The sequence below is a fragment of the Chania multitudinisentens RB-25 genome (assembly GCF_000520015.2).
GTDB classification, from domain to species: Bacteria; Pseudomonadota; Gammaproteobacteria; order Enterobacterales; family Enterobacteriaceae; genus Chania; species Chania multitudinisentens.
Genome location: NZ_CP007044.2, coordinates 1,457,588 through 1,480,051, shown reverse-complemented (window position 1 = coordinate 1,480,051; position 22,464 = coordinate 1,457,588). Strand labels below are relative to the sequence as shown.

General features: G+C 52.4%; 19 protein-coding genes. 6 read left to right on the top strand and 13 right to left on the bottom strand.

Going from position 1 to position 22,464, the window contains the following annotated elements; all coding sequences use genetic code 11:
• The first annotated feature begins 112 nt into the window (after positions 1 to 112).
• Both Z042_RS06475 and Z042_RS06470 read left to right on the top strand, forming a co-directional pair.
• Entirely contained in the window at positions 113 to 805 is a 693-nt protein-coding gene (locus tag Z042_RS06475) for a CTP synthase C-terminal region-related (seleno)protein (protein ID WP_024913320.1), read from the top strand.
• 182 nt (positions 806 to 987) lie between these two features.
• Positions 988 to 2,721: a SulP family inorganic anion transporter gene (locus Z042_RS06470; protein WP_024913321.1), complete on the top strand. Its 1,734-nt coding sequence runs from the start codon at positions 988 to 990 to the stop codon at positions 2,719 to 2,721.
• 48 nt (positions 2,722 to 2,769) lie between these two features.
• Here Z042_RS06470 and Z042_RS06465 read toward each other — a convergent pair whose 3' ends face one another.
• The 3 genes from Z042_RS06465 to ssb1 form a co-directional block, all read right to left on the bottom strand.
• On the bottom strand, positions 2,770 to 4,419 hold the full coding sequence (locus Z042_RS06465) for a Na+/H+ antiporter (RefSeq protein WP_024913322.1): 1,650 nt from the start codon (positions 4,417 to 4,419) through the stop codon (positions 2,770 to 2,772).
• A gap of 163 nt (positions 4,420 to 4,582) precedes the next feature.
• Complete coding sequence (locus Z042_RS06460; protein WP_024913323.1) at positions 4,583 to 5,944, bottom strand: NCS2 family permease; 1,362 nt, start codon at positions 5,942 to 5,944, stop codon at positions 4,583 to 4,585.
• A gap of 784 nt (positions 5,945 to 6,728) precedes the next feature.
• Positions 6,729 to 7,271 carry a single-stranded DNA-binding protein SSB1 gene (ssb1, locus tag Z042_RS06455; protein ID WP_024913324.1) on the bottom strand — a complete coding sequence of 181 codons (543 nt, stop codon included), beginning with the start codon at positions 7,269 to 7,271 and terminating at the stop codon, positions 6,729 to 6,731.
• Between the two features lie 345 nt (positions 7,272 to 7,616).
• Here ssb1 and uvrA point away from each other — a divergent pair, with 345 nt between their 5' ends.
• Positions 7,617 to 10,448, top strand: coding sequence for an excinuclease ABC subunit UvrA (uvrA, locus tag Z042_RS06450; RefSeq protein ID WP_024913325.1), 2,832 nt, complete (start codon positions 7,617 to 7,619; stop codon positions 10,446 to 10,448).
• A 42-nt stretch (positions 10,449 to 10,490) separates the two neighbouring features.
• On the opposite strand, the gene Z042_RS06445 is transcribed toward uvrA, so the two are convergent.
• From Z042_RS06445 to Z042_RS06435, 3 genes are all read right to left on the bottom strand, one after another.
• Complete coding sequence (locus Z042_RS06445; RefSeq protein ID WP_024913326.1) at positions 10,491 to 10,844, bottom strand: MmcQ/YjbR family DNA-binding protein; 354 nt, start codon at positions 10,842 to 10,844, stop codon at positions 10,491 to 10,493.
• Positions 10,845 to 10,891: 47 nt separating this feature from the next.
• A complete protein-coding gene (locus Z042_RS06440; RefSeq protein WP_024913327.1) occupies positions 10,892 to 12,085 on the bottom strand; it encodes an amino acid aminotransferase in 1,194 nt (397 codons plus the stop codon).
• 113 nt (positions 12,086 to 12,198) lie between these two features.
• Positions 12,199 to 12,666: an Lrp/AsnC family transcriptional regulator gene (locus Z042_RS06435; RefSeq protein ID WP_024913328.1), complete on the bottom strand. Its 468-nt coding sequence runs from the start codon at positions 12,664 to 12,666 to the stop codon at positions 12,199 to 12,201.
• A gap of 214 nt (positions 12,667 to 12,880) precedes the next feature.
• Here Z042_RS06435 and Z042_RS06430 point away from each other — a divergent pair, with 214 nt between their 5' ends.
• Entirely contained in the window at positions 12,881 to 13,645 is a 765-nt protein-coding gene (locus Z042_RS06430) for a transporter substrate-binding domain-containing protein (protein WP_024913329.1), read from the top strand.
• A 52-nt stretch (positions 13,646 to 13,697) separates the two neighbouring features.
• On the opposite strand, the gene alr is transcribed toward Z042_RS06430, so the two are convergent.
• Positions 13,698 to 14,777: an alanine racemase gene (alr, locus tag Z042_RS06425; protein ID WP_024913330.1), complete on the bottom strand. Its 1,080-nt coding sequence runs from the start codon at positions 14,775 to 14,777 to the stop codon at positions 13,698 to 13,700.
• A 17-nt stretch (positions 14,778 to 14,794) separates the two neighbouring features.
• A complete protein-coding gene (gene dnaB / locus Z042_RS06420; RefSeq protein ID WP_024913331.1) occupies positions 14,795 to 16,207 on the bottom strand; it encodes a replicative DNA helicase in 1,413 nt (470 codons plus the stop codon).
• A 190-nt stretch (positions 16,208 to 16,397) separates the two neighbouring features.
• Between dnaB and Z042_RS06415 the strand changes: the two genes are divergently transcribed.
• Positions 16,398 to 17,387, top strand: coding sequence for a quinone oxidoreductase (locus Z042_RS06415; RefSeq protein WP_024913332.1), 990 nt, complete (start codon positions 16,398 to 16,400; stop codon positions 17,385 to 17,387).
• A 48-nt stretch (positions 17,388 to 17,435) separates the two neighbouring features.
• Here the strand turns inward: Z042_RS06415 and pspG are convergent, their stop codons facing one another.
• Positions 17,436 to 17,654: an envelope stress response protein PspG gene (pspG, locus tag Z042_RS06410; protein ID WP_024913333.1), complete on the bottom strand. Its 219-nt coding sequence runs from the start codon at positions 17,652 to 17,654 to the stop codon at positions 17,436 to 17,438.
• Positions 17,655 to 17,881: 227 nt separating this feature from the next.
• Positions 17,882 to 18,892, bottom strand: coding sequence for a tRNA dihydrouridine(20/20a) synthase DusA (dusA, locus tag Z042_RS06405; protein WP_024913334.1), 1,011 nt, complete (start codon positions 18,890 to 18,892; stop codon positions 17,882 to 17,884).
• 238 nt (positions 18,893 to 19,130) lie between these two features.
• Between dusA and zur the strand changes: the two genes are divergently transcribed.
• A complete protein-coding gene (gene zur / locus Z042_RS06400; RefSeq protein ID WP_024913335.1) occupies positions 19,131 to 19,640 on the top strand; it encodes a zinc uptake transcriptional repressor Zur in 510 nt (169 codons plus the stop codon).
• 60 nt (positions 19,641 to 19,700) lie between these two features.
• Here zur and dinF read toward each other — a convergent pair whose 3' ends face one another.
• From dinF to Z042_RS06385, 3 genes are all read right to left on the bottom strand, one after another.
• Positions 19,701 to 21,047, bottom strand: a complete 1,347-nt coding sequence (gene dinF / locus Z042_RS06395; RefSeq protein WP_024913336.1) for an MATE family efflux transporter DinF — start codon at positions 21,045 to 21,047, stop codon at positions 19,701 to 19,703.
• Positions 21,048 to 21,248: 201 nt separating this feature from the next.
• Positions 21,249 to 21,857 (bottom strand): transcriptional repressor LexA, encoded by a 609-nt coding sequence (lexA, locus tag Z042_RS06390; protein WP_024913337.1) that lies wholly within the window; start codon positions 21,855 to 21,857, stop codon positions 21,249 to 21,251.
• 120 nt (positions 21,858 to 21,977) lie between these two features.
• Positions 21,978 to 22,346, bottom strand: a complete 369-nt coding sequence (locus Z042_RS06385; protein ID WP_024913338.1) for a diacylglycerol kinase — start codon at positions 22,344 to 22,346, stop codon at positions 21,978 to 21,980.
• Positions 22,347 to 22,464 lie beyond the last annotated feature (118 nt).

The following is a 22,464-nucleotide window of genomic DNA, read 5'->3' as shown; positions in this document are numbered from 1 at the left end:
TGGGGCGTTATATGCGTGTAGCGCCCGCTCTTTTGTGCTCTTCACAAAAAATCCGCTGAACGGACGTTAACTTTGCTGTAACCTCCTTTTTTTACCCGCACAGGAAAAGGAAATGCTAAAAACACAGGTTCGTCTTGCTCTGGTCGGTGATTACAACCCTAACGCCATTGCTCACCAGGCTATCCCCATCGCTCTGCAACTCACGGCTTCACATCTCGATATCGATATTCAGTTCCAGTGGCTTCCCACAGCAACCCTTACCGCAACCTCGGTATTACAGGGTTATGATGCGATCTGGGTCGTTCCTGGTGGCCCCTATCACTATGATGATGGCGCTTTTATGGCCATCCGCTATGCGCGGGAGCAGGATGTCCCGTTTCTAGGCTCTTGCGCGGGTTTTCAATATGCGATCGTGGAATATGCACGTAACGTGATGGGTTGGCACGATGCCGGGCATGCGGAAACCGGCCACGCTGGCCGCCTGGTGATCACACCGTTGAGTTGTTCATTGGTTGAGAAAACCGGCACCATTCTGTTCCAACCAGAAACGCTGATCGCCCGGGCCTATGGCAATCTGGAAACGCACGAAGGCTACCGCTGCAACTTTGGCGTGAACCCTGAATGTGTTGCGGATTTGGCACAGCATCCGCTGATGATCAGCGGCCACGACATCGCTGGAGATGTGCGTTCGATCGAGCTGCCAGGGCACCGTTTCTATGCCGCTACGCTGTTTCAATCGGAACGTGCTGCGCTACGTGGTGAACTTTCACCGCTGGTGGTAGCCCTGATTCAGGCCGCCCGCTGAGTTTTCAGGGGGTTAAACGGCCCCCTACGACTCCATTCAGGGAATTCATCTCTAAATCGCCTGCTATAATTTGGCTAATACACCTAAAAATACGCTGGATGACTCTTCCTTAGGCTGTTACATATCAACGGGAGAAACAGCGTGATATAAGCCTTCCCACTATTATGTCTGATGGAAAATATATGCAGTGGAAATCCCTCCAGAATATGACTCCCGGTTTGATGAATCTGCTGGCTTACGAACGTAGTTGGCTGAAACCTGATATACGTGCTGGCCTCTCCGTCGCGGCGGTTGCGTTGCCGGTGGCGATTGCCTACGCCGAATTGGCCGGTGTGAGCGCAATCGTTGGACTTTATTCCTGCATTTTGCCGATGATCGCCTACGCAATCTTTGGCTCATCGCGCCAACTGATTGTCGGCCCAGATGCGGCAACCTGTGCGGTTATTGCCGCAGTAGTCACGCCGCTGGCCGCGGGCAAAACCGAACTCCACTGGCAACTCACCATTGTGATGACCCTGATGATGGGAACCTGGTGCCTGATTGCCAGCCGTTTCAGGCTGGGAGCGATTGCCGACCTGTTGTCTCGCCCGATCTTGAACGGGCTACTGAACGGCGTTGCACTGACGATTATCGTCAATCAGATCAGCAAGGTGTTTGGCTTTCCATCGCCCTCCAGTGAACTGATTGAGCGCATCGTCGCCCTACCAGAAAACTTACTCAACAGTCACTGGCCCACCGTAGGTATCTCGCTGCTGACGCTGTTGATCCTGTTTGGCGTACGCTATGCCCGGCCGAATTGGCCAGCCCCGTTGTTTGCCGTGGTGCTGACGACGGCTTTGACCTGGGCGGCGAATTTGCCGCGTTTTGGCATCGAAACGGTGTCAGGCTATACCGGCGGCGGCTTACCCATGGTGTCATGGCCCGATTTTAAACCTGGATTGCTGCGCGATCTGGTGATCCCAGCGTTAAACCTGGCGGTTGTCAGCTTTGTCAGTATGATGCTCACCACGCGCAGCTTTGCGGCAAAAAACGGCTATGAGGTTGATGCCGACAGTGAGTTTCGTGCACTGGGGTTGGTGAATATCGTCTCAGGGCTTTCGCAGGGGTTTGCTATCAGCGGTGCCAATTCCCGTACCGCCGTTAACGATGCCAACGGGGGTAAGAGCCAGCTGGTTTCAGTGATTGCCGCATTGGCGATTGCTCTGGTGGTGCTGTTTTTTAGCGAACCTCTGCAATTTATTCCTATCCCTGTGCTGGGCGTAGTGCTGATCTATGCCTCCTGGTCGTTACTGGACATGCGCAGCATTTTCCGGCTGCGTAAGCGCAATCGTTCCGCGTTCAATCTGGCATTGTTTACTTTTCTGAGCGTGCTGCTGGTAGGGATCATTCCCGGTATAGGGCTCGCGGTTCTGCTGGGTCTGTTGCAGTTTCTACAAACGGTGTTCCGGCCTACCGAACAGTTACTCGGGGTGAATGATGGCGGAATGATCCATTCGATCGGTAACGATGACAAAATCAAGCCAGTTGACGGGGTTATTATGTACCGCTTCAATTCGCCATTGACCTATTTTAACGTGGCCTATTTTAAACGGCGGGTCACCAATCTGGTGGATAGCAGGCCTTCCCCACCGCGCTGGGTGGTGATTGACGCAGTGGCCAGCTTTACCCATGCGGATATCAGCGTGCTCGCCGCGATCAACGAATTGCAGCGGGAGCTTAAACTGCGCGGCATCAGTCTGGTGCTCGCTGGCCGGCGTACCGAGTTGACGCGCTGGTTCCGCCTGCATCGCTCCAACAGTAATGAACACGAGCTGATTCTGGTTCCCGACCTGTATCTGGCATTAAAGCTGATTCAAAGTAAGGAGCTCAAGGCTGAGGGGATGCGAGACGCAGAAGCCCTGCTGAAAGGTAGCTAAGAGAGAAATACATCAAGGGCCGCATAGTGGCCCTTGATGCCGTATTCCTTAACCCTCTCGCTCCACCAGCAAAGCCTCTAGCAAGTCGAGATCGTGCAACAACTTTTGCAGCGTCTCATTACTGATTTTCTGCGTGGCTCGCAGGTGGTAAAGTTCCCCCCGCTCGGCGCGCAATGCGGTCAGGCGGAAACGCCGTTCCAGGTTTTCCAGCGCCAGCGCATTCTCAATATCATCTTTGTTGGTAATACGCTGCCGCAGCGTGCCAATCACGCGTGAACTGATCTCTTTCAGGATTTGCGGATCGAGATTTTCCTCGCTGTCCGCAGCCAGGCGCTCCTCCATCTTGTTAATACTTTCGATCGCCACTTCCGCCACTATCGCCACCGCCATGCGCTCTTCGCTTTTACTGACGTTCTTATCAACTACCTGGACACCACGCAGCAACCATGGCAAGGCCAGCACACCGACAATCAACGACAACAAAATAACCCCGGTCGCAATAAATACCAGTTGATAACGCGCCGGGAAAGCACTGCCGTCGCTGAGCAACAGCGGGATCGAAAGCACACCCGCCAGCGTGATCGCTCCACGCACCCCGGCAAATGACGCCACCCAGAGTTCACGTGTGCTGTAATCACCAAATTGCAACGGACGTTTTTTCATAAAGCGTTTGCTGGCGTTTTTCATCAACCACAGCCAGGTAAAACGCAGCACCAGCAAGGCAGCGTAGATAATTGCCACGTCGGTGAACAGATACCAGGTTTCAATCGTCGGGTCTAATTCAGCCTGTAGAATAGAGGTTTCCAAAATACCCGGCAGTTGCAGCCCCAACATGATGAACACCATGCCGTTAAACACAAATTCCAGCATCGCCCAAACGCTGTTGGCGCGCAGGCGCATCGCCAGCGGCGCATTGCGGATCACGCCTGATTGGCTGATGGTCATCCCGGCGGCTACCGCCGCCAGAATGCCTGAAACACCGAGATGTTCAGCGACCAGATAAGAGGCAAAGGGCAATAACAGCAAAAGGACGATCTGCGTTGCAGGATCATCGCCACTCCAGTTGCTCATCACCCGCAGAGATTTACTGTAAACCCAGGTCACTGCCACACCCGCCAGCAAGCCGCCGATCGCCACCTTCAAAAACTCCATCGTGGCACCGCCAACGGTAAACACCATGGTACCCATCGCGACAGCAATGGCAAACTTCAAGGAAACCAGACCAGAAGCGTCGTTCATCAACGCTTCACCTTCCAGCACCCCCATGATCGACTTAGGTATCCGCCCCTTACCGACAATCCCTCCCAACGCCACAGCATCGGTCGGCGACAGCACTGCCGCCAAGGCAAATGCGGCCACCAGAGGAATATCCGGCACCATCAGGTAAATAAGATAGCCCACCCCAACCACGGTAAGCAGTACCAGAACCAGCGCCAACCCCAGGATCTCACGCCCGTGGTGCAAAAACTCACTCATCGGGGTTTTCCAGCCATCAGCAAACAGCAATGGCGGAATAAACAGCACTAAAAACAGTTCAGGATCAAAATCAACATGCAACCCAAAATGCGGCCAGGCCAATAAGGCTCCAATGGCTATTTGCATTAGCGGTAGCGGCACCTGAAAAGGCAGCATGCGTGTCACTACACCAGAAAGGGAAACCACCAGGATCAAAATGAGGATTGTAAAAAAGATTTCCATGCTTTCCTTAGACTTTATGGTTCAGAAAAACCAGGCTCATTGGCCAAAGTATGCCAAATAGCGGATCACTTTTTTTGTACGATTAAAGCGGATTATGTGCAGAAAGAAAAATATTTACCTGAAGGAGAAACGCTCTCCCTAAAGAGAGAGCGTCTGCGACACGTCAGATAGCCCAGCCACCGGCATAGAACACCACCAAAGCGACCGCGATCAATACCGTTCCCAGGTTCAGTTTGCGCCACTCACCGGAGCAGATACGGCCAATCACCAACGAGCTGAAACCCAGCATGATACCGGTCACGATGTTACAGGTCAGCACGATAAACACCGCGCACAGCAAACCGGCCATGGCATCCACGAAATCGTTAAAATCCAGCTTGGTAACATTGCTGAGCATCAGTAACCCAACATACATCAGCGCAGGTGCCGTGGCATAAACCGGCACCAGATAAGATAACGGAGACAGGAACAGCAGCAGCAGGAACAAAATCCCTACCACAGATGCTGTCAGACCCGTTTTGCCCCCTGCCGCCGTACCCGCCGCAGATTCGATATATACCGCCGCAGGCGCTGCCCCAACCAACCCGGAGAAGATGCTGCTCAGGGAGTCTGACGTCAGAGCCTTGCCACCATTGATGATCTGGCCGTCTTTATCCAGCAGGTTTGCCTGCCCAGCCACGGCTCGGATAGTGCCGGTGGCGTCAAACACTGCGGTCATCACCAATGCCAGCACGCTCGGTAATACAACAGGTTGCAAAGCTCCCATAATATCCAGGCTAAAGATCAGTGACTTACCATCATCACCCGCCAGGCTAGGCATGGCGAACAGCCCCTGATATTTCACCGCTGGATCAAAAATCAGGCCGATAATGGAAATGATGATAATCACCAGCAAAATCCCACCCGGCACGCGCAATTTTTCCAAGCCGAAGATCACCGCCAGCCCCAGCAACGTCATCACCACCGGGAAAGAAGTAAACGCCCCTAACGCGACCGGCAGGCCATCCAGCGGATTCTTCACGACCAGGCCAACACCGTTGGCTGCAATCAGCAACAGGAATAAACCGATGCCAATCCCTGTACCATGTGCAACACCCATCGGTAAGTTACGCAAGATCCAGGTGCGAATGCCGGTCACCGAAATAATCGTGAACAGTATCCCCATCAGGAATACCGCGCCCAATGCAACAGGAATGCTGATTTGTTGGCCCAGCACCAAACTAAAAGCGGTAAAAGCCGTCAGGGAGATCGCACAACCTATCGCCATCGGCAGGTTAGCCCATAATCCCATCAGCAAAGAACCCAGGCCCGCGACCAGGCAAGTCGCAACAAACACCGCCGTTGGCGGGAAACCTGCTTTGCCCAGCATGCTGGGCACCACAATCACCGAATACACCATCGCCAGAAACGTGGTAAACCCGGCAACCACTTCCTGGCGCACATTGGTGCCGCGTGCAGAAAGTTTAAAATACGCATCAAGCCCGCCTTTAGGTTTCACGGCGTTGTTCGCTTGAGAATTCGACATGTTGCTATCCCCTGTGTCTCATTACCAACCCCAATAAAGAGGCTTGTTATTCCACTCATGCATGGTCATTACGAAACCGTTTCCACCACGTTTGCTTCCATATCCTTCCTAAACGCCACAAGAAAACGCCATATAAAAAGGCAAACGTTTAACTCTCATTGCATGAAGCGGGTGATGTATGGTGGTTTTACCCAACAGATTTCAAGCAAAACCCACAACACCATGGCTTGAAATATGACGGGTATATTAAGGCAAACGATTATCTAGCCTTCCATACGGTCCGATCAACTAAAGATCGCGACAATTTATATGAAAGGGCATCAGGATCAAGCATTGTCGAAAATGCGAAGTATGTCACATTAATAATTGTATAAAATTCCGCCTGTCATCCAGAGCAAGGAAGGCAGCAGAAATAGCTCATACTCTCAGCTAAGCATGTTGAATGGCTCGCCCAGCACCCACTCTGGATGTGCCACTAACCTACAATCTGATGCGCTGAAAACATCCCACACAACGAAGTGACACGATAGCATCTCAGCAGAAATCAGCGGCAAATCTGCCTTGCGGTAAATTGCAGCAAAAAACTGGAAGTCACGTCTAGGATAATAAAATGCGAACAGCCAACACGCTGTTCAGATACCTTATTAGATATCTCAACAGCAAAATGCAGACATGCATAAAGCAACCAAATAATTTTTGCCTATTTATCTGTCAGTAAAAACAAAAACCCCCGTAATAACGGGGGCTTATGATTTATTCTTGACTAAATAATCACAGGTAAACGTCAAAAAGGAATATCGTCGTCAAAATCCATCGGGGGTTCATTGCTGGGCGCTGGCGCACTGTTTTGTGCAGGCCTGGTCGAAGCCTGTTGGCCACCGCTGAACTGGTTGCCGCCCTGTGGCTGCTGAGGTTGCCCCCAACCCCCCTGCTGGCCGCCGGCTGGTTGCCCCCCACTGGCAGGAGCACCACCGCCTTGGCGGCCACCCAACATCTGCATGGTGCCACCCACGTTAACCACGATTTCGGTGGTATATTTTTCTACGCCAGCCTGATCGGTCCACTTACGGGTCTGCAAAGAGCCTTCGATGTAAACCTGAGAACCTTTACGCAGGTATTCACCCGCCACCTCTGCCAGCTTGCCGAACAACACCACGCGATGCCATTCCGTTTTTTCTTTCTGCTCGCCAGTCACTTTGTCACGCCAGCTTTCAGAGGTCGCCAGGGTAATGTTGGCAACTGCGCCACCATTAGGCATATAACGGACCTCAGGGTCTTGGCCCAGATTCCCGACCAGAATTACTTTGTTTACGCCTCTGCTGGCCATGTTAGATCTCCTGATGAATCATTAAGTGGATATCCCCTGATTACTTGCAGCCCTAGCGTTTGTTGGCTGTAACTCCAAGTACATCGGGTTAATAAGAACCACATTTCGCAGTTTAAACCACAAATTGTAGCATGCTACCTGCTTAGATTATACCTGCGAAGCACCTTCCAAAATTGTCTCCGCACTCAACTCTGTTACATACATATACTGGATATTCATTCAGGTTATTTTGTGTCATAATTATGCGTTTCGTACTGGCTACGCCAGTTTTTTGTGAGATAAATCACAAAAAGACCACCAAAGAAACGCAGACAGCACGGTGTATCATCATGACGGGAAGTGTAAATGGACAATATTGAAGTTCGTGGTGCTCGAACCCATAATCTCAAAAATATCAACCTGATTATCCCGCGTGACAAGCTGATTGTCGTCACTGGTTTGTCGGGCTCCGGCAAATCTTCACTGGCCTTTGATACGCTGTATGCTGAAGGGCAGCGGCGCTATGTTGAATCGCTTTCTGCCTACGCACGCCAGTTCCTTTCACTGATGGAAAAACCAGACGTTGACCATATTGAAGGTTTGTCACCGGCCATTTCCATTGAGCAGAAATCCACCTCACATAACCCGCGTTCTACCGTCGGCACCATTACCGAGATCCACGATTATCTGCGCCTGCTGTTTGCCCGCGTCGGCGAACCGCGTTGCCCTGATCATCATGTTCCATTGGCGGCCCAGACGGTCAGCCAGATGGTGGATAACGTGCTCAATCAGCCAGAAGGCAAACGTCTGATGCTGCTGGCTCCGGTGGTGAAAGATCGTAAGGGCGAGCACACCAAGACGCTGGAGAACCTGGCAACCCAGGGATATATCCGGGCGCGTATCGACGGCGAAGTGTGCGATCTTTCCGATCCTCCGAAACTGGAACTGCAAAAGAAGCACACCATTGAAGTGGTAGTGGATCGCTTCAAGGTGCGTGACGATCTGGCACAGCGCTTGGCCGAGTCGTTTGAAACCGCGCTGGAGCTTTCCGGTGGCACGGCGGTAGTTGCCGATATGGACGATACGAAAGCAGAAGAGTTGCTGTTTTCTGCCAATTTTGCCTGCCCGGTCTGCGGCTATAGCATGAGTGAATTGGAACCGCGCCTGTTCTCATTCAACAATCCGGCGGGTGCCTGCCCAACCTGCGACGGGCTGGGCGTACAGCAGTTCTTCGATCCAGAACGTGTGGTGCAAAATCCCGAACTTTCGCTGGCGGGCGGCGCTATCCGTGGCTGGGATCGCCGTAATTTCTATTACTTCCAGATGCTGCGCTCGCTGGCAGAACATTATCAATTCGATGTGGAAGTGCCGTTTAACAGCCTGAGTGCTAACGTGCAGAAAGCGGTACTCAGTGGCTCAGGCAAAGAGTCCATCGAATTCAAATACACCAACGATCGCGGTGACACCACCGTGCGCCGCCATCCGTTCGAAGGCGTTCTGCACAATATGGAACGCCGTTACAAAGAAACCGAATCCAGCGCAGTGCGCGAAGAACTGGCGAAATTTATCAGCAATCGCCCTTGCGCCTCATGCCACGGCACCCGTTTACGCGAAGAAGCCCGCAACGTGTTTGTAGAAGACACCACGTTGCCAGAGATTTCCGATCTCAGCATCGGTCATGCCATGACGTTCTTCCAGAATATGAAATTGAGCGGCCAACGCGCCAAGATTGCTGAAAAAGTCTTAAAAGAGATTGGCGATCGCCTGAAATTCCTGGTTAATGTCGGGCTGAACTATCTTTCGTTATCACGATCGGCAGAAACATTGTCCGGTGGTGAAGCGCAGCGTATCCGCCTGGCCAGCCAGATCGGTGCTGGTTTGGTCGGGGTAATGTATGTGCTGGATGAGCCCTCGATCGGCTTGCATCAGCGCGATAACGAACGTCTGCTGGAAACGCTGATCCACCTGCGTAACCTGGGCAACACGGTGATCGTGGTCGAACATGACGAAGATGCGATCCGCGCAGCTGATCATGTGATCGATATCGGCCCCGGTGCCGGTGTACATGGTGGGCAGATCGTGGCGGAAGGCACCGTTGACGATATCATGGCCCAGCCGGAATCCCTGACCGGCCAGTTCCTCAGCGGCAAGCGTGAAATTGCGATCCCGGCTGAACGCGTGCCCGCAGACCCGACCAAGGTTCTGAAACTGAGTGGCGCCCGCGGTAACAACCTGAAAGACGTGACGCTGACGCTGCCCGTTGGGTTGTTTACCTGCATTACCGGGGTTTCCGGCTCCGGTAAATCCACGCTAATCAACGATACTTTGTTCCCGATCGCCCAACGTCAGTTAAATGGTGCAACTATCGCTGAACCTGCACCTTACCGCGAAGTGGCGGGACTGGAGCATTTCGACAAGGTGATCGATATCGATCAGAGCCCGATTGGCCGGACGCCGCGCTCTAACCCTGCCACCTATACCGGCATCTTTACGCCAGTGCGTGAGCTGTTTGCCGGGGTGCCAGAATCACGCAGCCGTGGTTACACGCCCGGCCGTTTCAGCTTTAACGTCAAAGGTGGCCGCTGCGAAGCCTGCCAGGGTGATGGCGTGATCAAAGTGGAAATGCACTTTCTGCCGGATATCTATGTGCCTTGCGACCAATGCAAAGGCAAGCGTTATAACCGCGAAACGCTGGAAGTAAAATACAAAGGCAAGAACATCCACGAAGTGCTGGAGATGACGATTGAAGAAGCCCGCGATTTCTTTGATGCAGTGCCAGCCTTAGCGCGCAAGCTGCAAACGCTGATGGAAGTCGGGCTTTCCTATATTCGTTTAGGCCAGTCGGCCACCACCCTTTCCGGTGGCGAAGCGCAACGCGTGAAGCTGGCGCGTGAATTATCGAAACGCGGCACCGGCCAGACGTTGTACATCCTTGATGAGCCAACCACTGGGCTGCACTTTGCCGATATCCAACAGTTGCTGGCCGTGTTGCACCAGTTGCGCGATCAGGGCAACACCATCGTGGTGATTGAACACAACCTGGACGTGATCAAAACGGCGGATTGGATCGTCGATCTGGGGCCGGAAGGGGGCAGTGGCGGTGGCGAAATCCTGGTGGCAGGTACACCAGACACCGTAGCCAACTGCAAAGAATCGCATACCGCGCGCTTCTTGAAGCCCATACTGAATAAAAAGTAATGTGTTACCGCTCCTGTATCAAGCAGGAGCGGTTTTTCACTTTCAGATACCCAATTCCTGGCGCTTTTTCTTCGATAACCCAGCCACCACTAATTGATATGAAATATCAATCAACTGATAAAACTGTGAATCCGGCAAAGCACCATCCAGGTAAACACTGTTCCAATGCGCTTTATTTAAATAATAACCGGGGATAATTTCTGCATGCCGATCGCGCAGCTGTTCCGCGAGTTCTATCCCACATTTTAGCGAGATCACAGGCCGACCATAGGCTTCACCAATGAGTGCAAACATTTTTTCGGCAACTCTGACCCGATCAGCCTGCCAGTCACTCTGATAATCCTGTTCACTGCCCGGTTTCATCAGGCAGTAATCAAGCAGTTGCTGTTTATCCACGGTTATCTCCTCTCAGTCAATGCAACGCCTACAGCGCCAAACCTCACTCACTGCACGGCAGCAAACGCCTCAGCTACCTGACGAACGTTATGGTGGTTCAGCCCCGCCACACACATGCGGCCACTGTGGATCAGATAAACGCCGAATTCATCACGCAGGCGATCAACCTGTTCCGCACTGAAACCGGTATAGCTGAACATGCCGCGCTGCTCCAGCAGGTAGCTAAAGTTACGCTGCGGCACGGCGTTTTTCAGCGTCTCCACCAACACTTGGCGCATCTCAAGGATACGGGTGCGCATGGTTTCCACTTCTGCCAGCCACTGCGCTTTCAGTTGCGCATCATTCAATACTTTGGCTACCACCTGCGCACCAAAGTTTGGCGGGCTGGAGTAGTTACGCCGCACGGTGGCTTTCAATTGGCCCAATACACGTTCGGCAGCTTCACTGCTTTCGCACACCACGGAAAGCCCACCAACGCGCTCACCGTACAGCGAGAAAATTTTTGAAAACGAGTTGCTCACCAAACACGGCAAGCCCGCCGCCGCAATGGCGCGAATGGCGTAAGCATCCTGTTCCATGCCGCCACCAAAACCCTGATAGGCAATATCCAGAAACGGGATCAATTCACGTTCGGCGATCGCGGCCACCACCTGATCCCACTGTTCTGCGGTGAGATCGGAACCGGTCGGGTTGTGGCAGCAAGGGTGTAGCAGCGCGATGCTCTTGGCTGGCAGCGCTTTCAAGGCACTCAGCATCGCGTTAAATTTCACCCCCAGATTCTCACCGTCAAAGTACGGGTAGGTATGCACCTTGAAACCGGCACCGCCAAAAATGGCAACGTGGTTTTCCCAGGTCGGATCGCTCACCCATACCTCAGAATCCGGAAAATAGCGTTTCAAGAAATCAGCACCTACTTTCAGCGCGCCAGAGCCACCCACGGTTTGAATAGTGGCAATCCGCCCCTGCTGCAACATCGGATGATCGGCACCAAACAGCAATTGCTGGATCGCGCTGCGATAGGGTTGCAGGCCTTCCATCGGCAGATAAACCGAAGCGCCTTGTGCAACACTGTTAAGCTGTGCCTCTGCGGCGGCCACTGCCTGCATCTGTGGGATGATGCCTTGCTCGTTATAGTAAAGACCGATACTCAGGTTTACTTTGTGCGGCCGAGGATCTTTTTTGAATTTTTCCATCAGCGACAGAATCGGGTCACCGGCATAAGCATCAACATTCTGGAACACGAGTTGGTTCTCCTGGTTTTAGTAGTTTGAGGCACAATCTAGGCTCTGCTCCTAATATATACTCTTCGTCTGGCAAACAGCAGTATTGTGCTTTAAGAACGGCGACATTCGCTTTATTTTACCAACGGTAATAAGCCGTTCTCTTTGATACGGTTAAGCACTACCGCCGTTTTGATATGCGCGACACTGCTATGCCGTGAAAGCGTTTGGCTGATGAAGTCACTGAGCGCAGGCAAATCGGCCACCGCGACTTTCAGCAGGTAGTCAGCATCGCCGGTGGTTTTGTAAGCGTCAAGAATAGCGTCCACCTTTTCCAGCATCTGATGAAAGCTGTCGATCTGCTCTTGCGTATGGGTGACCAGGCTGACTTCAATCAGGCTCACCAAGCCAAGCCCGATCGCCTCCGGTGCCAACCGTGCATGATACCCTTTAATCAGTTGGGCCTGTTCCAAGCTGATACGGCGGCGCGAACATTGAGAGGCTGAAAGCCCGACCAGTTCGCTCAATTCCTGATTCGTCAGGCGACCATTAGCCTGTAACAATGTCAGAATTTTCATATCAAAATCGTCAATGTTGTACATAACCACCTGTAAACTGTGTTAAGAAATGTTGACGCTACAGCCTATCAGTTTTTTTAGCCTTGAAACCACTACCGCTCTCAGGTTGCGGGATATGCAGTAGCAAAGCTGCAATCTTCCCTCATCAATGGCATAAAAAATGGGAAAAACACGCAAACAAACCACAATAAACGGCTAAGTAGCGCAGAAAACCATTAATATATAAAAGGATGTTTTCATGAAAAAAATATTGCCTCTCGCTTTGCTGGTGGCTGGAAGCGCCAGTGCTCAATCACATCTGGATAAAGTGCTACAGCAAAAAACGCTCGAAGTCTGTACCACCGGCGACTACAAGCCTTACACCTTCCAAAAAGAGGACGGTAGTTACGAAGGCATTGATATCGATATGGCGGAATCGCTGGCCAAAAGCCTGGATGCCAAAGTGAAATGGGTGAAAACCAGTTGGAAAACCCTGCTACCGGATTTTGTTTCTGGGAAATGTGACATCGCTATGGGTGGCATCTCGGTAACGTTGCCGCGCCAAAGGCAAGTATTTTTCGCTGAACGGCTGGATACCGATGGCAAGATCCCACTGGTACGCTGTAGCGACATCAAGAAATATCGCACGATTGAGCAGATCAACAAGGCTTCGGTACGGGTGATTGAGCCCGCTGGCGGCACCAACGAAGCCTTTGTTCGTGCCTATTTGCCAAAGGTTAATCTGACGTTATCGCACGATAATATGGGGATTTTCCAACAGTTGGTGGATCGCAAGGCAGACGTGATGATTACCGATGCCTCAGAAGCGTTGTATCAGCAGAAACGCTACCCGAAACTCTGTGCGATAAACCCGGATAAACCCATGCAATATGGCGAAAAGGCTTATATGCTGCCGCGTGATGATATGAGTTGGAAACTGTATGTGGATCAGTGGCTGCATTTGAGTAAAGCTACCGGGGAATACCAGAAGATTATCGCTCAGTGGCTGGCGGTGAAGAAGTAATTGAGGATGAGTGTTTTCTCCCCTCAATTTATCAGCAGGGGAGAAACACCGATTACTCGCCGATATATTCCATCTCTACCCGCTGAGTGAGCTTGGTAATCAACTCATAAGCGCTGATGCCACTACAGGCCGCAACCCGCTCAACCGGCAGTTCGTTGCCCCACAGCACCACTTCATCGCCCACTTTATCAGTCGCATTTGGCCCTAGATCGACTGAAATCATATCCATGGAAACACGGCCAACAATTGGCACTTCGCGGCCATTCACCCATATCGGCGTGCCAGAGGGCGCACTGCGCGGATAGCCATCACCATAACCCATGGCTACCACGCCCAAGCGGGTATCGCGCTCGCTCACCCAGATTCCACCGTAACCCACCGGTTCACCAGCCTTATGCTCGCGTACCGCAATCAGGCTGGATTTCAGCGTCATCGCCGGTTGCAGACCAAAGTAGCCGGCACGCGGATTATCCATTGGCGAAACGCCGTACAGAATAATTCCTGGTCGTACCCAATCACGATGCGCTTGCGGCCACAGCAAGATCCCACCAGATGCCGCGATCGATTTCTGGCCCGGTTTATCATCGGCAAAGCGTTCGAAACAACGGATTTGCTTTGATGTCACATCCACCTGCGGTTCATCCGCACGGCTGAAGTGACTCATGATATTGACTGGCTGCACCACATTGCGGCAGGCACTCAGGCGTTGATAAAACGCCTCTGCCTGCTCAGGGCGCACCCCCAGGCGATGCATTCCGGTATCCAGCTTCATCCACACCCGCACCGGGTGCGCCAGTTCAACCTGCTCCAACGCTTCAAGCTGTTCAAGGCTATGTACGGCAGTTTCAATGTTATTTACCACCAGCGTCGGTAAATCTTCCGCACAGAAGAAGCCTTCCAACAGCAGAATCGGTTTGACGATCCCACCTGAACGCAATTTCACGGCCTCACCGATACGGGCTACGCCGTAGCAATCAGCATCTTGCAGGGCATGAGCCGTTTCCAACAGGCCATGTCCATAAGCGTTCGCTTTCACCACGGCAATCAGGCGGCTTTGCGGGGCCAAACGGCGCACCTGTTGCAGATTATGTCGCAGAGCCCGGCGATCAATAACAGCGGTTGCCGCTTTCATTTCCATTCCTTAGCTGATTATTCGTCATCATATTGCGGCCCGGCGTAGTTATCAAAACGCGACCATTGGCCGTTAAAGGTCAGGCGCACTGTACCGATCGGGCCATTACGCTGCTTGCCCAGAATAATTTCAGCTACTCCTTTCAGATCGCTGTTTTCGTGATAAACCTCATCACGGTAGATAAACATGATCAGATCCGCATCCTGTTCGATAGAGCCGGATTCACGCAAATCAGAGTTAACCGGGCGTTTATCAGCACGCTGTTCCAGGCTGCGGTTCAACTGCGACAGCGCCACCACCGGCACCTGCAACTCTTTCGCCAACGCTTTCAGCGAGCGGGAGATTTCGGCAATTTCCAACGTGCGGTTGTCGGACAATGCTGGTACACGCATCAGTTGCAGGTAGTCGATCATGATCAGGCTCAGCCCATCATGCTCGCGAAAGACACGGCGCGCGCGGGAGCGCACTTCGGTAGGCGTCAGGCCCGAGGAGTCGTCAATATACATATTGCGCTTCTCCAGCAGAATCCCCATGGTGCTGGAAATGCGTGCCCAATCTTCGTCGTCAAGCTGGCCGGTACGAATGCGGGTTTGATCCACGCGCGACAGCGAAGCCAGCATACGCATCATGATCTGGTTGCCGGGCATTTCGAGGCTGAAAATCAGCACCGGTTTATCCTGCATCATCGCGGCGTTTTCACACAGGTTCATCGCAAAGGTGGTTTTCCCCATTGATGGACGAGCGGCGACAATGATCAGATCCGATTTTTGCAGGCCAGCCGTTTTCTTGTCTAAATCACCATAACCGGTAGAAACCCCGGTCACACCATCATGCGGGCGCTGATAGAGTTGCTCAATGCGGGCAACGGTATCTTCCAGAATACGTTCAATGCCTTTTGGGCCTTCATCTTTGCTGGCCCGGTTTTCCGCAATCTGGAAGACGCGAGACTCAGCCAGATCAAGCAGATCTTCACTGCTGCGCCCTTGTGGATCGTAACCCGCGTCGGCGATTTCATTAGCAACGGAGATCATCTCACGCACTACCGCACGTTCACGCACGATATCGGCATACGCCGCGATATTGGCCGCACTGGGGGTATTTTTTGACAGCTCAGCCAGATAAGCAAAACCACCGACCGACTCCAGTTCACCTTTCTGTTCCAGAGATTCGGACAGGGTAATCAGGTCGATAGGCCGATTCATTTCCAGCAAACGCTGCATTTCGGTAAATATCATCCGGTGCGGGCGGCTGAAGAAGTCGTTGGCAACCACACGTTCCGACACGTTATCCCAACGTTCGTTATCCAGCATCAAACCGCCCAACACGGACTGTTCCGCCTCCAACGAATGCGGTGGCATCTTCAGCCCTTCCATTTGGCGGTCTCTGGGCTCGTTCGCGTTTGTTTTGTTGGTTGGTTTTTTTCCTGCCATGAAGCGTATTCTTTATCCGGTGGCGAATGGAAGTTCCTGACGCGAGAGTATACGTGATTTTTATCCGTGATTCCTGTGCCATCACCATGGCAAAAAAGGATTAATCACTGTGGTATAGGCTGGATAGCCAATACCGGAAAGCGTAGGGTGGAACCAGATCTTCTCACCCTGATATAAACGAGGTCATCACATGGCAAAACGTATTCAATTTTCCGCTACCGGCGGCCCGGAAGTATTGCAGTATGTTGATTTTACCCCTGTCGAGCCGGCAGTGGACGAGGTTCAGGTTGAAAACAAGGCTATAGGTATCAATTTTATCGATACTTACGTGCGCAGCGGTTTGTATGCACCTGCAACATTTCCGAGCGGCCTGGGCACCGAAGCGGCTGGCATAGTACGCAAAGTGGGAGCAGGCGTCAGTGCGGTGAAACCGGGCGATCGCGTGGTTTACGCCCAATCAGCGTTGGGAGCCTACAGTGAGATCCACAATGTCCCGTTGGAAAAGCTGGCGATCCTGCCGGATAACCTGAGCTTTGAACAGGGAGCCGCCTCTTTCCTCAAAGGCCTGACCGTACATTATCTGCTGCGCCAGACCTATGAGATCAAACCCGGTGAAATCTTCCTGTTCCATGCCGCCGCCGGTGGCGTTGGGCTGATCGCCTGCCAGTGGGCGAAAGCCTTGGGTGCCAAACTGATCGGCAGCGTTGGTTCTGACGAAAAAGCGGAGCTGGCCAAGCGCGCCGGAGCCTGGGCAACCATCAACTACCACAAGGAGGACATCGCCCAACGCGTAGCGGAACTGACCAACGGCGAAAAAGTCAGCGTGGTATATGATTCAGTGGGTAAAAGCACCTGGCAGGACTCCCTGAACAGCCTGAAACGCCGTGGTTTAATGGTCAGTTTCGGCAATGCTTCCGGCCCGGTTATCGGGGTCGATCTGGCACTGCTGAACCAGAAAGGTTCTCTGTATGTCACTCGTCCTTCGCTCTACGGCTACATCACCAATCGCCAAGAATTGCAATCCGCCAGTAACGAATTGTTCTCATTACTCGGCAGTGGTGCGATCAAGATCGAAGTAAAAGAGGAGCAGAAATTTGCTCTAGCTGATGCGCAAAAGGCCCATCAGGTACTGGAAAGCCGCAAAACCAGTGGTTCCAGCCTGCTGATTCCCGGGCTGTAAACCAACAGGAAAGGGGCTTCGTGAGAGCCCCTTTCTGTGCCGTATCTATTAATAGCGGCGTATCTGCGGTTTTTGCATTGAACGGTATAGCCACACGCCGATCACCGCCAAAATCAGCCAGGGCAGCAGTTTAATCACCATGGCAAACAATCCGCCCAACAGCATAAAAGCGGCTGCCACCAACAGCGCAGCGATCACCCCTAGCAAGGAAATACCGGTTACCAGTAACATCACCACAAAACCGATAATAAAGAAAAGTTCCAACATAGATTGTTCCTCGGCAAAACAAGGTGTCTATCACCGTCATACTTCGAGTGGCTAGTGGATTGGCTACGCCTTCTTGCTACTCAAGGTATTTAGGGTCTACGTTGTTCTTAACAAGAAATGTGCCAACTTGCTGGAATATTTAACTTATTGAAATACAATGAAAACAGTGCCAAAACTCACGATGCATTTGGTCAAAAAAACCAAACTTTAGTCAGATATTTTACCGATTATGCCAATTCGGTACGTGGCAAACGCACCAAATCCAACGCTTGCTCAACCACTCGAGCGTCTGCGCCCGGTTTATGGGCATTTTCGCTCAAATGACGGCGCCACTGGCGCGCACCTGGAACCCCTTGAAACAAACCAAGGATATGGCGGGTGATATGGCCAAGATACGTCCCGTTGGCCAATTCGCGTTCGATGTAGGGGTACAAGGATTCGATAATTTCCACACTGCTGCTTACATCAGCCTGAGTAGCGAAAATCTCGCTATCGACACGCGCCAGAATGCCCGGATTCTGATACGCCTCACGCCCCATCATCACGCCATCCAGATGCTGTAAGTGCTGTTGAGCTTCTTCCAGCGTTTTAACCCCACCGTTAATCGCGATAGTCAACTGCGGAAAATCACGTTTTAACTGATAGACGCGCGGATAATCCAACGGCGGCACTTCACGGTTCTCTTTCGGGCTCAGCCCGGAAAGCCAGGCTTTGCGTGCATGAATGGTAAACATATCGCACTCACCGCGCCCAGCAACCGTACCAATAAAATCACACAGAAAAGCATAGCTATCCTGATCGTCAATGCCGATGCGGGTTTTCACCGTTACCGGGATCGCCACCACATCACGCATTGCTTTGATGCAGTCGGCAACCAGTGCCGCCTGCCCCATCAGGCAGGCGCCAAACATCCCATTCTGCACCCGATCAGACGGGCAACCGACGTTAAGGTTGATCTCATCATACCCACGCTGTTCCGCCAGCTTGGCACAATGCGCCAATGCCGCCGGATCGCTACCGCCCAATTGCAGCGCCACCGGGTGTTCTTCTTCGCTATAGGCCAGATAATCGCCTTTGCCGTGGATGATCGCGCCAGTGGTCACCATCTCGGTGTACAGCAAGGTTTCCTTGGTCAGCAGGCGGTGAAAATAGCGGCAATGGCGATCTGTCCAATCGAGCATCGGCGCAATGGAGAAACGGTTGGCGGCGTATGTGGCGGAGTTACTGTCTGTCGTCATGCTGAATTACTGGCTACCTGAGATATCTGGGATTCAACAACCGGCAATCGATGCCAGTGTCGCAAACGGCTATTATAACGGCATTCAGTGATCTAAAGATAATGAATAAGCGGCTATCAGCAATTACCCTAAGCAGGGTATGGGTTAGTACGGCGTGATTCAGGGAAAATGGCGCAGCCCTCGGTGATTCCGCTGAAACATGTTAAAATCGGCTTTTTGGCGTACCGGGATATTAACGATGAACCCAACCAACCTGGAAAAGCTGCTCGCGCAGGCTGAACAACTCTGTCAGCAACGCAACGTGCGACTCACCCCACAACGGCTGGAAGTGTTACGCCTGATGGCTGAACAGCCCGGTGCCATCAGCGCTTACGATCTGCTCGATCTGCTGCGCGTCGCCGAACCTCAGGCCAAACCCCCCACGGTATACCGTGCACTGGATTTTCTGTTGGAGCAGGGCTTTATCCACCGTGTTGAGTCCGCCAACAGCTATGTGCTGTGCCATCATTTCGAACAACCGATGCACACCTCGGCCCTGTTTATCTGCGATCGCTGCGGATTGGTTACTGAACGCACGACGGAAGGCGTGGAAGAAACTCTGCAAAAATTGGCCAAAGAATCAGGATTCGTGTTGCGCCACAGCGTGGTTGAAGCTCATGGCCTGTGCTCTGCCTGTGTTGAAGTCGAAGCCTGTGAAAACAAGCATGACTGCGACCATGACCACAGTATTGTGATCAAGAAGAAATAAACAGAAGAACAGGGATAACCCTGCTCCAGCGAATTATTACAAGACAATGGTTCATCATTATCAGCCGTTGCTGCCAGGCAGAAACCAGGTTCCCCGCACGCGGTGGCGGTGCCAAATCCACCCCAGTGCCGCCCCCCGCAGAGCCAGAAATACCACCAGAGCCAACCATAAACCATGGTTCCCCAACACTGGCAGCGTGAATAACATCAGCCCATAACCCGCTGCGGCCACCGCCATGCTGTTACGCATTTCCGCTCCACGAGTCGCTCCGATAAACATCCCATCCAGCAAATAACACCAAACTCCCACCAACGGCAGCACCACTTGCCAAGGCAAATAATGGTTTGCCAGAACACGCAACTCCGGTAGCGAGGTTAACACCGCTACAATTTGTTGCCCGGCAAACATATAAATAGCGGCAAAACCGAGCGCAACCAGGCAGGCCTGTCGACAAGCCGCCCACCATACCTGGCGCAACAGACGATCATCCCGTGCACCATAGGCCTGGCCGGAATGCGCCTCAACCGCATAGGCAAAGCCATCCAGAGCATAAGCCGTAAACGTCAGCAGATTCATCAGTACTGCATTAACGGCTACCACTTCGCTACCCATCCGAGCACCCAGAATGGTCAACGAGGCAAAACACAGTTGAAGTAATAACGAACGCAGCATGATGTCACGGTTGAGCGCCAGTAAACGGCGCAAATTGCCCCGCCAGGCACCGCGTAACATTCCCAGCGAAATCCCGCGTATGTGCAACACCCGCCACGCCAACCACAGACCCAGCAGCAGCGTGCTGTATTCAGCTATCACCGTCGCTGCCGCTGCGCCTTGCACATTCCACCCCAACCCCATCACCAGCCAGATATCCAGTACAATATTCAGCAGATTACCAACAAGCAGCAAAATCACGGGGGCTCGCACATACTGCACGCCTAGCAACCAACCGAGCAGTACCATGTTGGCCAATGCCGCGGGTGCGCTCAGCCAGCGGATCTCCAGAAACAACCGCGCCTGCGCCAATACCTGTTGGTCCCCCCCCACTATCTGCAATGCCAGTGTGATCAACGGGGCCCGCAGTAGCACAATCGCCACCCCGGCTACCAACGCCAACAGCAACGGTTGTATAAAAGCCTTAGCCAGCCGTTGCGGCTCCTGAGCACCCAACGCCTGCGCCGCCAACCCGGTCGTACTCATGCGCAGAAATAACAACAGCATGAACAGAAAGCTGGTCACCATTGAACCCACGGCAACCCCACCAAGATAAACCGGGCTATCAAGATGGCCGATAACTGCGGTATCCACCAGGCCAAGCAAGGGAACGGTAATATTGGAAAAAATCATCGGTAACGCCAGGCGCCACAACGCTTTATCGGTGTTGCTGGTAAAAGCAGAAATCAGGCGCATGGTAAAATGTTCCCGTGGCAGCGTACTGATAGGGATTCGGGAAAGATATCGCCCCAGACTTGGAGCGATATAACTCTTACTTACTTGAAATTGCAACGGTGTGTATGATTCCCCACAACTCAATCACGCCACACCGAACTGTGCGACTATCTTGTTCCTACCACGTCCATTCACTGAGATACCCATCAGGAAGTATCACGCTTAGATCCAGTCACCGTTGCGGATCACACCAACGGCTAAGCCTTCAATCGTGAAGTTCTGCTCACGCAGATCAACCACTATCGGCTGAAACTCGCTGTTTTCTGGCAACAACTCAACCACATTGCCATGTTTTTTCAGGCGTTTAACCGTTACTTCATCTTCGATACGCGCCACTACCACCTGGCCGTTACGCACATCCTGAGTTTTATGCACCGCCAGCAGATCTCCATCAAGGATACCGATGTCACGCATCGACATCCCACTCACGCGCAGCAGGAAATCGGCGTTAGGTTTAAACAATGAAGGATCGACTTTGTAATGGCCTTCAATATGTTGCTGAGCCAGTAACGGTTCACCCGCGGCCACACGGCCAATCAAAGGCAGACCCTCTTCATCTTCCATCAGCAGACGAATACCGCGCGAAGCACCAGAAACAATTTCGATCACCCCTTTGCGGGCCAGAGCCTTCAGATGTTCTTCGGCAGCATTAGGCGAGCGGAACCCCAAGCGCATTGCGATCTCGGCACGTGTTGGCGGCATGCCCGTTTGTGCAATATGATCGCGTATCAGGTCGTAGACCTCTTGCTGTCTGGTCGTTAGTGCTTTCATTCCACCCCCTGTTTGTTTATACAGTCTTGCTGTGAGTATATACAGGCAAGCCTGGATTGGGAACCGAAGAATGAATAAAAATCAGGGATTAGCGAACCTGCTCGCAACATAGCCCTTTTTTCAACCAAATTGTTGCCACAGCACCGAACCCCAGACAAACAGTGCCAGAATAATGGTCAGTGATACCGCAGCCGATCCCATATCCTTTGCCCGGCCTGATAGTTCGTGGTAATCCGTTCCCACCCGATCAACAATGGCCTCAATGGCGCTGTTGAGAATTTCTACGATCATCACCAACAACACCGAACCGATCAATAAAATGCGCGCTATCGCCCCCACATCCAGCCAAATCGCCAGTATGATAGCCACAATGAGCGCCACCAGTTCCTGGCGAAATGCGGCTTCATTCCGCCATGCTGCGGTTAAACCTTTGTATGAATAGCCTACGGCTTTAATGATACGTGTCAGGCCAGTTGCTTGATTTGCCATATTAAAAGCACCTTTTCAAAATGAGTCATATATCCGTTGTCTTGCAAGCCGTCACATTGTTAGCTGGGAAGCTAACGATTGTACTCTCTAACGGCAACTTGAAATCCATAGGGTATAA